At 35.7% G+C, this 15,855-nt stretch carries 13 protein-coding genes and 1 pseudogene; 7 read left to right on the top strand and 7 right to left on the bottom strand.

The window, feature by feature from the left end:
• Positions 1–90: 90 nt before the first annotated feature.
• The 5 genes from G529_RS0107395 to G529_RS0107375 form a co-directional block, all read right to left on the bottom strand.
• Positions 91–966 carry a toprim domain-containing protein gene (locus G529_RS0107395; RefSeq protein ID WP_026914930.1) on the bottom strand — a complete coding sequence of 292 codons (876 nt, stop codon included), beginning with the start codon at positions 964–966 and terminating at the stop codon, positions 91–93.
• A gap of 253 nt (positions 967–1,219) precedes the next feature.
• Positions 1,220–2,209, bottom strand: a complete 990-nt coding sequence (locus G529_RS0107390) for an AAA family ATPase (protein ID WP_051201381.1) — start codon at positions 2,207–2,209, stop codon at positions 1,220–1,222.
• A 105-nt stretch (positions 2,210–2,314) separates the two neighbouring features.
• Complete coding sequence (locus G529_RS0107385) at positions 2,315–2,611, bottom strand: DUF3853 family protein (RefSeq protein WP_026914928.1); 297 nt, start codon at positions 2,609–2,611, stop codon at positions 2,315–2,317.
• Positions 2,612–2,857: 246 nt separating this feature from the next.
• A complete protein-coding gene (locus G529_RS0107380) occupies positions 2,858–3,874 on the bottom strand; it encodes a hypothetical protein (RefSeq protein ID WP_026914927.1) in 1,017 nt (338 codons plus the stop codon).
• Entirely contained in the window at positions 3,871–5,157 is a 1,287-nt protein-coding gene (locus tag G529_RS0107375) for a site-specific integrase (RefSeq protein WP_472272797.1), read from the bottom strand. Before G529_RS0107375 ends, G529_RS0107380 begins: the two co-directional genes overlap by 4 nt.
• A 401-nt stretch (positions 5,158–5,558) precedes the next feature.
• Here G529_RS0107375 and G529_RS0107370 point away from each other — a divergent pair, with 401 nt between their 5' ends.
• The 7 genes and pseudogenes from G529_RS0107370 (at position 5,559) to G529_RS0107335 (ending at position 12,160) form a co-directional block, all read left to right on the top strand.
• Entirely contained in the window at positions 5,559–6,770 is a 1,212-nt protein-coding gene (locus tag G529_RS0107370) for a site-specific integrase (protein ID WP_026914925.1), read from the top strand.
• A gap of 767 nt (positions 6,771–7,537) precedes the next feature.
• On the top strand, positions 7,538–7,891 hold the full coding sequence (locus G529_RS0107365) for a single-stranded DNA-binding protein (protein ID WP_026914924.1): 354 nt from the start codon (positions 7,538–7,540) through the stop codon (positions 7,889–7,891).
• Between the two features lie 72 nt (positions 7,892–7,963).
• Positions 7,964–8,413: a JAB domain-containing protein gene (locus G529_RS0107360; protein ID WP_026914923.1), complete on the top strand. Its 450-nt coding sequence runs from the start codon at positions 7,964–7,966 to the stop codon at positions 8,411–8,413.
• 414 nt (positions 8,414–8,827) lie between these two features.
• Positions 8,828–9,175: a BfmA/BtgA family mobilization protein gene (locus tag G529_RS0107350; RefSeq protein WP_026914922.1), complete on the top strand. Its 348-nt coding sequence runs from the start codon at positions 8,828–8,830 to the stop codon at positions 9,173–9,175.
• Positions 9,176–9,191: 16 nt separating this feature from the next.
• Positions 9,192–9,371, top strand: a pseudogene (locus G529_RS0107345) (DUF5712 family protein); the annotation flags it as partial.
• A gap of 316 nt (positions 9,372–9,687) precedes the next feature.
• Entirely contained in the window at positions 9,688–10,764 is a 1,077-nt protein-coding gene (locus G529_RS15610; RefSeq protein WP_051201380.1) for an SGNH/GDSL hydrolase family protein, read from the top strand.
• 13 nt (positions 10,765–10,777) lie between these two features.
• Positions 10,778–12,160: a sialate O-acetylesterase gene (locus G529_RS0107335; RefSeq protein ID WP_026914920.1), complete on the top strand. Its 1,383-nt coding sequence runs from the start codon at positions 10,778–10,780 to the stop codon at positions 12,158–12,160.
• Here G529_RS0107335 and bglX read toward each other — a convergent pair whose 3' ends face one another.
• Positions 12,161–14,467, bottom strand: a complete 2,307-nt coding sequence (gene bglX / locus G529_RS0107330) for a beta-glucosidase BglX (protein WP_026914919.1) — start codon at positions 14,465–14,467, stop codon at positions 12,161–12,163.
• Positions 14,467–15,849, bottom strand: coding sequence for a glycoside hydrolase family 140 protein (locus tag G529_RS15605; protein ID WP_084509762.1), 1,383 nt, complete (start codon positions 15,847–15,849; stop codon positions 14,467–14,469). Before G529_RS15605 ends, bglX begins: the two co-directional genes overlap by 1 nt.
• Positions 15,850–15,855 lie beyond the last annotated feature (6 nt).

The raw sequence follows: 15,855 nt of genomic DNA, 5'->3' as shown, positions 1-15,855 counted from the left end.
TGTTGATATCTATGAGCAGTTATTACTGCGAATAGCAAGTTAGAGCTCAGGTACCTGAAAGGTAGTTGAGCTCACAACTTGCAACAGAGCCTAAAGGCTCTCATTGCTTATAGCAATTAAATACTCGTTTAGATCATTAAAATTTCTGTAATGAATTCTGCAATCCATCACTTCAATATTAGCATTATCAATGACGAAATTTGTTGCTTTATTTCCTGCATTATCATTATCCAGGAAAAGCTTAATTGTACGGTAGTTTTTAAATTTAGGCTTGATTTTATCGACTAGGGTAGTGCTGTTTAAAATGATAAAATCATCATCTGGATCTGGAATATTTATTTTCAAAGTTTGATAGGAAAGAAAGTCCATAAAACCTTCAAAAACGATAAGAGTTTCAGATGCATTGGTAATTGTTGTAATCCCTTTTTTGTTGAAACATCTTTTAAACTCTTCATTTCGAGTTTCGAAACCTCCTAGGTCATTTTTGAATCCAATCGTATTGTATAGTTTAGAAAAACTATTTTTAGCACAAGAAGTAACGACCTTATATTTTATTTCTTTGCAATAAAACTTTGCAATGGAAGGTTCAATCTTTCTTTTTGCTAAATAATTAATCAGTAGAGGATTCTTCAAGCTCTCTATGTTCAAGATTGTTGATTTAGTTTCATATTGAACCTTTCGGCTAATATCATCATGAGATGATATATTCCTTGATTGCAATTTATCAAGAGCCTCTCCTTTATTACAGTTCTCAAGTAAGCTGACAAGTTTTAAGATAGGGCCGCCATCTCCATAAGAAAAGCAATGCCATAAATTTAATTTTTGATCTACCTTAAATGAGGGAGTCTTCTCGTTTGTTAAGGGTGATAAGTACCAATAGCTATTACCTACAATCTTCTTTGGTTCGATACCGATTGAAGATAGATATGATATTATGTCTTGGTTTTTTATTTTAAAATGTTTCATTATCATTAATAATTAGTTATAGAATGTCCAGTTACGCCGAACCGATAAAATAGTTTTATGGCTCATAACTAGCAGTCAATCAATAGGTTAAAATTGTAAAGTCGGTAATTATCGGCTCGACAATAAGTGTCTTTACAAGTTCGGCATCAGTGTCCTAACTGCTTGAGAAGAAAAATGCCGAGCCGATTTCAGATTAAACTCGATTTAAAAAATGATTATCAATATTTTAAACAAGTTTTAAATTCGGCGCTTTCTAAGAAATGTGCCATTTTTTCCTCCACCTTCTGATAGTCCTTTCATCGACATCAAAAAAATTCCCAATTACTTTGTTAGTTTTTCCAGCCTGAACTAGCTCTTCGAGTTTCTGCTTTTTCTCATCATCATCCTGAGATTGGAGATGATCTTTCTCGGAACCATAACCTGTAGAGTTAAACTGTAGAAAACAATCTTTCTTAACTAATTCACAGTTGATTACGTTTTCTGCACCATACTCAATTGGGTAATTTCTGTTTTTCAGTTGCTTTATATATCTAACGTTATCCCCCTGGGTAGACTCACCAATACAAAAGCAAAAATCTACAAAATTAGATAGCGCTTTAGAGCCTGCTAGATCTTCGAGTTGGATTGGACTGTAAATATCACGCTTAGGGGTATGGGCTACCAAAAGAATTGAAATATTCCTGCCTCTTGCAAGGTCTAGGATTAATTTCATCAAAGCCATGGCTTCATGACTTTTCTCATTGGTTGCAGATAGATACGTAATATTATCAATTATTAGAACATCAGCTTGATGTAGGTTAACGTTTTCTTTTACTGAACTCATCACTAATTCTTCAAAGGTCAAATTCTTGTCTTCTAGACTTTGATTTCTGTCTATTTCAGCTCTAATGCACATATCACTAAAACTATAACTATCTTCAGCAGTAGAGTATCTCCTTTGAAATGCCTTAGTGGATAATTCGAAATCACAATAAACTACCTTTTGAGCTGGTATATATACATCAGAAACAGTCCTTTCTCTTGAAATTGAATCTGCCAATTGCATAGCTAAGACTGATTTTCCTTTCCCTGTATTTGCGAATAAAATTCCTACTTCTCCCTGATGCCAAATAGTTCTATATAAAGGTTTGGGATCTGGCATTCTCATTCCTATTTTAATCCATTCATTTATAAGTTTAGATTCTAAAACATTTCTAGTTCTATCGGTATTATTTGTTTTTTTTCTTGAATTGTTATTTTTCATTTTAATAAGATTTCTAGTCAACAGAATTCTTATTTTTGTAATAGATCGAAAACGTTGACTAACGGTTAATGTTAAAAAGGATCGTGTTGGAGCACGATCCTTTTTTTATTTTGATTTTTTGATAAGTTCTAAGGCAAGTTCAGAATCCACGATTATTTTTCGTCCATCCTGAATAATGGCATCTTTTATTACACCAGATTTTTTAAGTCTACTAGCTTTAGATATACTTCCTCCTATTAGATTAGCAATGCCGCGTAATCCGTAAACGTATTTCGTGGGTGTAATTTTAGCTTCAGAATCTTTCTGATCACTGTTTGTTTTTTCAACATTTTTTTGGAGAAAAAGAAATTCTTTTGCTGTTAACTGAAATAAAGCCTTCTCTTTAATTGCTTCTAAATTCATAATGTCTTGTTTAAAATTAATAATGAACCGTGTACATCGGTTTTAATGTTCGAACAAGGGTAAATCTAGAAACAATTCGACGTCTAATTTTGTCTAAATCAGTTGAATTGTTAAGCTTATAAAGTTTAAAATCAGGTATTTAAAATATTTATAAAGCTAATTTATGTCGTTTTATGTTATAGGCTGTTGTAGAACGCATTTTTTATCAAAATGACCTCATTAGATTGTTTATTATACTCAATGACTTTATAAATATATCTCTTTAAGTTTCAAAAATTCACTTTGAATTTCATTACGATACTTCTCATTATTTTGAAGTAAGTTTCCCTTGGTCTCGAAGGAACTTAGTGAGACATCTGCAAATTGACTTATTAGATGAGCGCTCCAGATCGTTTTCTCATCTTCAGTGCCTTCTATAAAATCTGCAAAATGTCTTATTGTAAAATAAAATTTTTCTTTTACTGAAGATCGTAGCTTTATTTTGTTGAACATGGAGTCTTTTTTCTGAAATATTTTCGTTAGTTCTTCTTCACTTAAAGGTTTAGCACAAAAAGTATTAATTAATCTGTGACATGTACCAAATACTTCAGGTTTGAAAATTGGATCCTTTTGATATTGAGGCTTTTCTTTATGATTTAATAAATAATTTTTTTCTAAATATTTGTAAACTTCATTCAATTCTCGAGTGATTTTTCCAAAATCTACCTCACAATATATCACTCTATTCTTCTCTTCTTTTTTATATAGCGTGTATGCATCGTTTACCCTAATTCTTAAAGCATTTAGTTCCTTGTTTAATAAAATTTCTTCTGAACGAAGGCTTTTCATTTTTGTGTGAGTCTCTTCATATTGATAACATAGACTTTCTAAGGATTCTCTTATATCCTGCAATTCACGTCTGCATCTGGTCGCCTTTTGATTTAGGATTTCATAGGCTTTTTCATGGGTTCTTAAACTGGATCTCACACACTCATAGGTGTCAAAACTTACTAATTGGTCTATAAACATTTCATGGAAGAATTGAACACGTTCAATCTTAGTTAAAATATTTTGCTTGATTTCTCCAATCTTTCTTTCATCTCTATTTAAAAAATCATCATCAAGTAGGGTGATTATGGAGTTAGCGCTATATTTTGACATTGCATAGCAATCTTTCAAATCAGAAAAATTTATTATTAGACTTTCTTGACTATTTACTTCAATCTTTTTAACAATATAAACAAGAGAGTTTAAAGCCTTTAAAAAACCACTCAAATTACTCATAATAAATTAAATTTTTCCATAGCGTTCTTCTTAGTTTTATCTGCAATATCTATATAGGGCTTCATTGCTTTATAGTCGCTGTGTCCTGTCCACTTCATTACTACCTGGACTGGTATCCCAATAGACAATGCACTGCAAATGAAAGATCTACGACCAACATGTGTGCTTAAGAGCTCGTGTTTAGGTATAACTTCATCAATTCTTTTATTACCTGAATAATGCGTTAGAGTAACTGGAGTGTCAATTTCGGCCAAAGCTCCTAATTCTTTTATGTACTCATTTAGTTTTTGATTTGATATGACCGGTAGCGCTTTGTCATCTTTAAATGGAATATCTTGATACTTCTCAAGTATAGCGCTACTGTGCTTGTTCAATTCTATATTCAAACTATCAGAAGTTTTAACCGTTACTATTTCTATATGATTGTCTTTGATATTGCTTCTTCTCAAATTGTAGGCATCCGAATATCGTAAGCCGGTATAGCATAAGAATTTAAGTAAATCCCTAGTCTTTTCCAGATATAGTTTTGTTGAAGGAATTTTATAGTTGAAAATTTTAGCTTTTTCCTCCTCAGTTAAGAAAATTACGGGCTTACTTGAGTCTTTAATCTTCGGTCGAAAGCTTTTAAAAGAATCATTATTATGAAAATTTTTTTCAAAGCTCCATCTGAGAAACCATTTAAGAAAACCGAGTTGCTTTTTGACCGTACTATTCTTCATTTCTTTATCCTTCTGCAGATAGTAGATATAGTCACTCATTCCTTCTTCATCCAAGTCTTTGAAAGATAAATTTTGTTTAAACCCAAGAAGATGTTTTTTTACTGCTGAAAACTTGGTGAATGTAGCATTAGTCCAATTATTCAACCTCCCATTCTGACGAACAAATTCATCAAATACATCTTCAAATGAATTTTTAGATATTGGATTGCTTTCCGATTTACCCTTAGATTTAATCTTCTTAACAGCTTCTCGTATATCTTCTTTATTGGGAAATTTTTCTAATCTCTCATATTCGCTGAAAAGATCCTGGATAGAAACTTTCAATTCTAATAATCGAGAATTGATAGAGGAGGAGCTCTGACCTAATTTATTGAATGCTCCATTTTTCACTAGCTCCTTATCTGAATCCCATTTTTTTAAATCTATTCGGTAGCCTGTTTGGATATCTAAACGATCACCATCAAAATTAACTCTAAGTCGGATAGGAACATTTTCTGTAATAAGAATTCCTTCTCTCTTTCTCCTTTCAAGAGAAAAAATTAGGTTTCGTTTTATATGGATCATAATTGGAGTGTATAGTGACACCCAATATTACACCCAAAAATAGTGACATCAAAAGATATTTTATAAAACTTTATAACAGTGTAAATTTATAGACCCCATGAAATATGGGCTTTTGGCATTTTAGGAAATTCTATGATATGATAGGTGATAGAGCCTCTTTCTCCGCAAGGAATTTATCAAATTCTACTAAAAGCCCGTAAACGTTATGTTTTCGGGCTTTTTTCATTTTCTTCTACAGCAAATAATATCATCTGAAATCAATCAATTAGAGCTTAATTCGGTGCTGAATTCTAAGGAAAAATTCAGCACCGAATTTTATTTAATCGCTTAATATATAGTGATTTGAAATAGATTAGCACCTGTTTTTTGTTTATATTTAATCAAACAAAAAAGCAGCACCGATGTATGAAACCTATTCTACATTGTTTTACCCGAAAGGGAGTAACAAAGATAAATCTGGAAAAGTACCTGTTTACTTGAGAATTACAGTAAATGGCAAACATAGCGAAGTCAGTATAAAAAGAAAAATTCTTCCTGAAAAATGGAATTCAGTTACAGGTTCCATGCGAGGGAAAAGCACCGAAGCTGGAAATTTTAATAGGTATCTGAATAGTATAAGGAGCAGAGTTGATAAGATATATGAAGACGTAACAAAAAAACAAGTTCCTTTTACATCAGAAACCATCCGAAATATTTATTCGGGGAGAGATCAGAAAGAAAATTTGCTATTGAAGATTTTTCAAAGTCATAATGATCAGGTAGATCGTTTAGTAGGAAGAGATTTTGCAGCTGGCACGGCAGAAAGATATAAAACGGCTAAAAAACATGTTGAAGAATACATTGAAAAAGAATATAAAGTAAAAGATTTGCCGGTTAGGGATGTGAATAATCAATTTATTACTGGATTTGAATATTACTTAAAAATCGAAAGGAATTGTAGTCATAATACTGCGGTTAAATACATAACTAACTTCAAAAAGATAATAAGAATAGCTTTCGCAAATAACTGGATACAGATTGATCCCTTTCTTCACTGGAAGGCAAAACTGAAAATTGTAGATCGAGAATTTTTAACAGAGGGTGAAATTCAAAAGTTAATAGAAAAAGAACTACATACGGATAGGTTAGACCAGGTAAAGGATATTTTTCTATTTGCCTGCTTTACTGGCTTAGCTTATGCTGATGTAAAAAAACTTTCAAGTGATAACATTGTTATCGGAATTGATGGAAATAAATGGATTAAAATTAATCGATCAAAAACAGATTCACCCAGTAATATTCCATTATTACCAACTGCTATTCAGATCATAAAAAAATATTCATTTGAAAGAAAACCTCTTAAGAATGACCAGCTATTACCCATACTAACTAATCAAAAAATGAATGCATATCTTAAGGAAATAGCTGACTTGTGTGAAATTGAAAAGAATCTAACTTTCCACCTGGCTAGACATACTTTTGCCACAACTGTGACTTTATTAAATGGAGTTCCTATTGAATCGGTTAGTAAAATGCTGGGACATAAGAATCTGAAAACTACGCAACATTATGCGAAAATACTGGATCAGAAAGTAAGTGAAGATATGAACGCTTTAAGATCAAGGTATCAATAAAGAACTTATTATTTCCTCCAATTTTTAATTTCTCACAAATGATATTCTGAAAATTAAAAATTCTGTTTTGAATGCCCGATTTTTAAGAAGCATACCGCATACCCACATAATCTATTAAAACTGCAAAATTTTATCTTTCCCAGTCTGGTCATCAACTTATATGAAAATAAATCAAAAAATCATTTTCATCCAGCTCAGCACATTGCCGCTTTATTCCGCTAAAAAGCTACATTCCGGGCAAAGAGCTTCGCTTTAAAAGTCTTGGACACCATTCCCGATCTTAGGCCTACATTTCGCAAATCCAAACCTATTAAATAATTTGGATTACTCCCTTCCATCCACGATCGAGAATGGAGTCCGCTTAAGCGGAATTCCATTTAAATATTTGAGGTGGCTTCCCATATTATCATATTTCACATCGTCCTTTAGAAAAACTTCCACGCCTTCACTGTCTCACTCTTTTTTTTGACAGCAAAATACCAACATTTGGAAATTGACGGACTGCATAAGCCAGTCGCAAGTTCCTTTTTATAAGTCCTTTTCAATTCCAAATATTGAAAACTGTATAAGCAACAAAAAAAGGTAACAGCGAAGGCGCTACGGGAAGTAAATCTAAAATGAACATCATGAAATCATACAATAACATATCAATGGAAGCCGCCTCAAAAACAACAAAAAAGGAAAACGCTCCAGATACAAAAAGTAAATCATATAAAAGCAAAAGCCTGAAAGGTTCAGGTAAATTATTAATCTTAAATATTATAATCATGAGCACTTTAAGAAATCATGTACAGTTGATCGGGAATGTGGGCCAGGAGCCACAAATCACCAACCTTGAAAGCGGAAAGAAAGTTGCCCGTTTTTCACTCGCCACCAATGAGTTTTACAAAAATGAACAGGGTGAGAAAGTTCAGAACACCGAATGGCATACCATAGTAGCCTGGGGAAGAACCGCGGAAATTATCGAGAAATATGCCAGCAAGGGAAAAGAGATAGGGGTAAGCGGAAAACTGAAGTCCAGAAGCTACGAGGATAACGAAGGCGTAAAGCGATACGTTACTGAAGTGGAAGCCAATGAAATCCTTCTATTAGGTGCAAGAAATGACGAATCAGTCAGGTAGTTAAAAAATAAGAGGGCGGGTACTTGTTCACGGTAACGCCCTCTTTTCACTTAACCATTAAATACGATTAATATGAAAACTAAAGTTAATGAAATATCGATAAAATATAGGGGTAGTTTTAAAATTGCTGAGGCTCCTAAGATCACCTCTTCAGAAGATGCAACCGCAGTTTTTTACAAAACCTGGAATAAAGATAAAATTGAACTACAGGAGTGTTTTAAGATTATGTTACTCAATAACGCCAATAGGGTTAAAGGCATTTATGAAGTTTCCAGCGGTGGAATCACCGGAACTATGGTAGATCTTAGAATAGTTTTCGCTGTTATACTTAAGAGCTTAACAACGGCAGTAATCCTGTCTCATAATCATCCCAGCGGAACATTAAAGCCCAGTGAGGCAGACAAAAGGTTAACCGAAAAGATCATAAAGGCTGCCATACTTTTGGATATAAAAGTTTTGGATCACCTGATCTTAACTCCAGACGGCCAGTTCTTCAGTTTTGCAGATGAAGGACTTTTATAAACCATAATTATCAATTTAATAGACCTGATAAACTCAGGTCTTTTTTATTTCTTGATTTAGAAAAATCGTATATTTAGAAAGCTGTAAAACAGCGAATTTAAATACTATGTTGAGCCTACTATTCTGACTTTCGCTGCTCAACATAATTATCAAAATTTTTATTTAATAAGATGCAATTCACCCCTGGCCGGGTTTGTATGAAATTTTTGTCACGCCTGCGCGTGACGGAAATGGAATAGCAAGAGGATAACACGCTACGCGATGTTACATATTCCAATTTCCTTCGAACCGCCCGGTTTTTCTGGTGATTTCAGAAACGGGAAAATTCAATTTCTCAGCTATTTGCGTCAAATCACCTGAAACCGCTAGTAATCCTGGCAAAAATTGCGTCAAAGCCTCAAAAATGCGAAAGATATGGACACATTTATCACCATTCGATTCAAACGGAAAACAGCTAAACGGTTCCAGGAGTTTTCTAAAAAACAATTCAAAACCCATAGTAATGCAATGGAATGTATGCTGGATTTTTTTCTGTATAACGAGATCTCACCGAAGGAAAGGCTAGGTCCTACCGGAAGGAAACTCGAAAAACTATTTAAAAGGAGAACAAACGCCATCATTGCGATTATGAAAAATGTAGAAAAGAATAAAGCCAATCCTACCCTGGCTATTTTGCAAGCTTTAATGGAAGAAAGTGAACCCAAAAAGAAACCCCTGATCCTGGAAAAAAGTGATCCAACTTTACCTGAAAAGAAGTTATAATATCAAGACCATTAAAATGTATATCACGATCACCCCTCAGAAATTAGGAAGCACTTTTTCTCAAAGTGCAGCCGATTATGTGGAGTACCTGGAGAAGGAAAACCAGAATCTCGAAATAGAAGATAGGGAGCATTTCTTTAACCAGGATGGGGAGAAGCTAAGCGCACAGGAGGTCGTTCGGAATATTAATGGCAATACTTTTCCTCTTACTTGATTGGAACAATAGTACTAAAAGTCAGAGAGCCGGTTATTATCAATAGTTAAATTCGTCCAGTCACTTATAATCAAAACAGGACTGTGGGTAAGTCGAATACTTTTTTTTAAAGTAAAACACTCATACTACAACAAAAATCCCACTTTAAAATTTACTGAGCATACCTCTAATTCGTAAAAGGTTAAATCAAATTCTAAGAATTTTTATTTTCTTAAATGAAACTTTTGAATTAGGATATGAAAATAATGGATAATAATATTCGACTATAGATAACTAAATTGTCTGAAATTTGTAACCTATGAAATATTGGCATTTTACTTTATTTTTTTTGATCCTTATTAGTGTTGGTTGTGAGAATATAAAAAAGAAAAAAGAGTACTTAGCGGGAAATTCTAAAATTCAGTATAACGGAAGAGTTCAAAAAATAAAGGATTCTTCTGTAATATTAATCGGAGCAGGCTCAAATGCCCAGATGACTGTAGTAGGGGATAGCTGTTTGATTTTTTTATCTAATGAGGACCAGAGAAATGGGTATGTGTCAATAGAGATCAATAATGATTATAAGGGTCGCTACCAGGTTAATAATAAGCCGATAAAGTTACCTTTGGGTTCGGTAGACACTTCAAATGTAATAATTTATAAAGCTACAGAAGCAAGCACAGGTGATGTTATTTTTAATAAAATCATTGCTGAAAATCTTTTAAATACTGAAGCTGAAAAAACTCCGTTAATTGAATTTATTGGCAATAGTATCACCTGCGGGATGGGTGCTCAAACTGAAGAAATCCCGTGCGATACTGCAGAATGGTATGATCAGCATAACGCGTACCTGGCTTATGGACCCAGAACTGCAAGAAGGTTAAACTTGAATTTCCGCTTAAGTTGCGTATCCGGTATGGGGATGTACCGGAACTGGAATGATGAGGATCAGCCGGTGATGCCAGATGTTTACGAAAATCTCAGGTTGAATGCTGATTCCACTAATGCTGCGGATTTAGGAAGAAAACCAGATCTGGTTTCTATAGCATTGGGGACTAATGATCTCTCGTTAGGTGATGGGGAAAAGGAAAGAAGCGACTTTAGTCAGGAGAAATTTGTAGAAAATTATATTGGCTTTGTAGAAAAGATATTTCAGTATTTTCCTGAGACAAAAGTTACGCTGCTTACCAGCCCAATGATTGGTGAAAATGAACAGGGTATTTTGCTGGAAAGTTTTCAGAAAGTGAGAGATCATTTTACCGATAAACCGGTTTTTGTCTTTGAATTCGAACAAATGAAACCGAACGGTTGTGGCGGTCATCCTGATATTAAGGATCATAAGAAAATGGCCGATCAGCTAACTCCCTTTCTGGAGAAGGTTCTGAAAAACGAATAATTTAAATTATTATATGAAACCTAAATTTTCTAATCTCCTTTTTGCAGTAATATTAATCCCGGGATTTATCTACTCAAATGTAAGTTTACCTGCAATATTTGGTGATAATATGGTGCTTCAACGTAATGCCGAAGTAAATATTTGGGGCTGGGCCAAACCGGGAGAGGAAATTCAAATTAGTGTAAGCTGGAGTCAAGAAAATTTCAAGGTAAAGCCAGATAGTAATGGTAATTGGCAGGCTTTAATTCCAACAAACGAAGAGCGGGGAAGCCAGACCATAAGCATCAAGGGTTACACCGAAGTGATACTGAAAAATGTTTTACTGGGCGAAGTCTGGTTAATTTCCGGACAATCTAATATGGAATGGACTGCGGGTGCTGGTATTGAAGGTGGAGAAGAGGCTATAAAAAATTCGGAAAATAGAAATATTAGATTTTTTACCGTGAATCATCGCACGACAGAGTTCCCTCAAAATGATCTAAGAGGTGAGTGGAGCGAAAGTTCTCCGGAAACGATGATAAATTTTAGTGCTGTGGCCTACTTTTTTGCCCAGAAACTGAGTAAAGAACTGGACGTTCCGGTAGGTTTGGTAAATGCAACCTGGGGCGGCACACCCGCTGAGCCCTGGATGCCGTCGAGTACGATTAAAAATGATAGAACCTTAACTAAGGCCGCAGAACTTCTTCCGAAGACTGAATGGGGGCCGAGTAAGCCGGGCTTAATCTATAATGCGATGATTCATCCCCTCAAAAATTTCAAATTTTCAGGTATCCTATGGTATCAGGGGGAATCAAACACTCCAAATGCCGATTATTATGAAGAGATTTTTAGCGCTCTTATCCAAAGCTGGAGAGTTGAATTTCAGGAAGAATTACCATTCTATTTCGCGCAAATAGCTCCCTATTATTACGAAACTGAATTTACCGGGGTCAAAATTAGAGACGCACAGCGCAGAACCTTAAAACTGCCTAAAACCGGAATGGTGATGACGAGTGATATTGGTAATATAAATGACATCCATCCTAAAAATAAAAAAGACGTAGGCGTTAGGTTTGCCAATCTAGTACTGGCGGAACAATTCATTAAGGATATCAAAGCCAAGGCTCCGCTTATTCAGAAGGCCATACTGGAAAATGATAAAATTATACTCATATTCAGTAATTCCGAAGGCTTATACCTGGATAAAAATAGTAAAACCAGACAGTTTGAAATTGCCGGATCTAACAAAGAGTTCGAACCGGCAAAATTTGAAATAAAAGATGACAGGATTATTCTGTCTAACAGAAAACTGGAAAATCCAGTCTATGTAAGATATTCCTGGGGAAACACCAGTATTTCGAATATTTTTAATGGGGCTAAACTGCCTGCGTCCAGTTTCTATATAAAAATAGAATAACTATTTGGTGAGTTTGAACGCTGATTTTAGTGTCGCATCTGAATCTCCTCCTACGAAAATCTCAAAATCACCTGGTTCTACTAAGTAATCTCCATTTTGGTCATAATACCCCAGTTCTTTTTCAGTAAGACTGAAGTTTACAGTTTTAGATTCACCTTTTTTCAACTCTACCAATTGGAAACCTTTGAGCTCTTTAACCGGTCTTACTACTTTTGCAAAAAGATCCCTAATGTATAATTGCACTACCTCTTTACCGTCATAATCACCGGTATTACTGAGTTCAACACTCACTTTCACTTCTTCATTTACAGCAAAGCTATTCTCTACTTTGATATTTGAATAATTAAAAGAAGTATAGCTTAACCCATGACCAAAAGGGTACAATGGTGAATTTTCTTCATCAGAATAATGAGACCAGAAAACCATATTTGCTCCCGGCTGAGGATCTACCGGCCTTCCTGTATTTTTATGATTGTAATAAATTGGGATTTGCCCTACGCTTCGAGGAAATGTCATTGGTAATTTACCGCTGGGATTATAATCTCCGTAAAGAACCTGAGCCACAGCGTTTCCGGTTTGAGTACCTAAATGCCATGCCTCCACAATTGCCGGAATATTTTCATCTGCCCAATTAAGAATTAAAGGTCTGCCATTATTCAAAACCAGGACAACATTCTTATTCACTCCAAATACTTTTTCCATTAATTCCTGCTGAACGCCTGGTAAATCCAAGTTCGTACGGCTTCGGCCTTCTCCGCTCTGGAAGCCATGTTCTCCCAGAACCAGGATTACAACATCCGAATTTTTAGCAGCTGAAATTGCTTTTTCAAATCCGGTTTTATCATTAAAATTAAATTCAAGTTCGTTGATAAAGGTTGGATCTTTCTTTAGTAGATCAGCGCCTTTCTCGTAAACTATTTCATTGCCGGTATACTGTTTCATTCCTTCCAGCACCGAAATGCCTGAATGATCTTCAGAAGCTATTCGCCAGCTGCCAAGCACACTATTATCATCATCTGCCAGCGGGCCAATAATGGCTATTTTCTGCCCTTCCTTTTTAAGCGGAAGCAAATTGTTCTCGTTCTTTAAAAGGACAATAGACTTTTTAGCCATGTCTAGTACAGCCTTTTGATTTTCTTCGCTTCCAATTACTACGCTTTCCCTTTCAGCATCACAATATTTATAGGGATCATCAAACAGGCCTAATTCAAATTTCACCCGGAGGATTCTTCGAACGGCATCGTCTACCAATGCCTCCTCTACTTCTCCTGCTTTTACTAATTCCACGAGTTCATCCACATAAGAAGAAGATTCCATATCCATATCAACTCCTGCTTTAACAGCAATTTCGGCCGCCTGGGCATTATCTCTGGCATAACCATGAGTAACCATTTCTCCTATAGAAGCCCAATCTGAAATTACAAATCCGTTGAAGTCCCATTTCTGTTTTAAAATATCCCTTAATAGAAATTCGTTTCCGGTAACCGGAATTCCGTTCAGTTCGTTAAAACCATTCATAAATGTTTTGACACCCGCTTCTTCAGCAGCTTTAAAGGAAGGCAGGACGATATTATGGAGTGTTACCGTTCCTATATCTGCTTTATTATATTCTTTCCCTCCTTCAGCAAATCCATAAGCAGCGAAATGTTTAGCGGTCGCAGCGATGGTATTAATCGCGGAAAGGTCTTCCCCCTGAAATCCACGAACCCTGGCTTTAGCAATAGCACTACCCAGAAAAGGATCTTCGCCGGCTCCTTCCATCACTCTTCCCCAACGCGGATCCCTGGAAATATCTACCATAGGCGCAAATGTCCAGTTAATTCCCGAGGCAGCTGCCTCAGCTGCAGCAACTGATGCTGATTTCTCAATCGCTTCCAGATCCCAGCTTGCAGCCTCAGCCAGCGGAATTGGACTTAAGGTTTTATAGCCGTGAATCACATCAAATCCTATGATCAACGGAATTCCTAACCGGCTTTCCTCTACCACTATTTTTTGTACGGCCCTTACCTGATCCGCGCCTCTTACCGTAAGCATAGATCCAACTCTTCCTTTTCTAAGGTCCTCATATTTCTTTTCGGCATCACCACCTTCAGGGGAAGGGCCGGTAACATCCCAAAAACCATTATACTGGTTCATTTGCCCCACTTTCTCCTCTAGTGTCATTAGATTGAGAAGAGAATCTACTTTCACTTTTATACTGTCTTTTTGAAAATGTGGTTTGATCATTTTAAAGTCTGTTTTGTTTGAAAATCCACTCAAAATCATTACCGAAATACAGAGTAGAAAAAAAGTTATATTTCTTTTCATTATGGCTGTTTAGACAATTTTAAATTATTATGTGCTGGAAGAAGTATGAGTACCCAGTCATAGCCTCTTCCGGAGGAAGGAGCTTCAAAAATTACTTTTTGACTGCTGTTTGTATTAATTATTTTTTCTGAAGTTCCAGTGCGCGGGTTGTACCAATATGCATTTGGCTTCTCAAAAGCTAACTGCTGGAAATCCACCTGAAAAGCTCTTCCCTGAGGAGTATAAAAAATGGCGAAATCAGTCGCCTTTGCAGCGACAATATAACCCGCATCTTCTGGGTTTAAGCTAAGTATCAGCTCCTGTGCAGGCTTCATTTTATGCCAGTTGAAAGAACTAAAAAGTTTTTTTAAATATTTCATTTGCTCTGCTCCCGGCTGGTCCAGTGCTTTTTTCCAGCCCAAGCGAGCATTTAATGAAGGATGATTTTCACCAGGAGAAAACATTTGCCAGATATCATTGCTGCCATAAGTGTATCCGGTGGCGCCTGCGAGCAAACTCCAGTAAGCAGAGACTCTTACATCTCTATCATCCAATCGACCATAATCTTCCTCTTGCCAAAATCTATCAGGTATATCCTCATAACGTGCTTCCCCATTAATCAATGGTCTCGAAAATTTTCTATTCCTGATTTTCTGCGGATATTTATATTCTTCGATAAGACTGGAATGCCCGCTTTGGAACATATCTATATCCAGCCAGTTTTCATCAAAATAATCGGAAGCTATTTCACCGCCGGAAGGATGATAGGAAATTAAATGCTTTGTATCTTCTTTTTTAAGACCTCGAGCCATACTGCGCACTATTTCCTCGTGTTCTTTAGTCTCCGGGATTCTATCTCCACCCAGGATCCAGATTATATTAGAATGATTGCGATATCTTTTACCTAGCAACTTTCCATACTTTACAGCATTTACTGGAGTGAATATTTCGGGACCCATACTCCATTTTTTTACTATTTTGTCTCCCCAGGCAGGTAGCAGCCCTACATAAAGACCACGCTTTCCGGCTTCAGAAATTACAAAATCCACATGTTCAAAATATCTCTGGTTGAGCTGACCGGGATCCTCTTCGACCAATGGAAGATCACCATATGCGTTTGGTTCGTGAACTCCGTTCATTTCAGCAATAATGACTGTTTGAATAAGTGTAAAGCCTTTTTTCTGACGATTTTCAAGATATTTGATAATCTCTTCACGATCTAACCGGTGAACCAGTTCCCAGGCAGTATCACCTAGCCAGAAGAAAGGTGACCCATCTGCAGTTTCAATATAACTCCTGTCTTTACTTAATTGAAGAAGCGGAAGTTTCTGTGAGAAAAAATTTTGCACCAAAAAGAAAGCAAAAACAAAGAAAATTGGTTTCAGCCTTACTGAAGGTATCATTGAAAA

Origin of the sequence: Christiangramia portivictoriae DSM 23547, assembly GCF_000423045.1 — a bacterium.
GTDB lineage: Bacteria > Bacteroidota > Bacteroidia > Flavobacteriales > Flavobacteriaceae > Christiangramia > Christiangramia portivictoriae.
The sequence above is the reverse complement of the archived record's forward strand: the minus strand, read 5'-3'. Positions and strand labels throughout refer to the sequence as shown.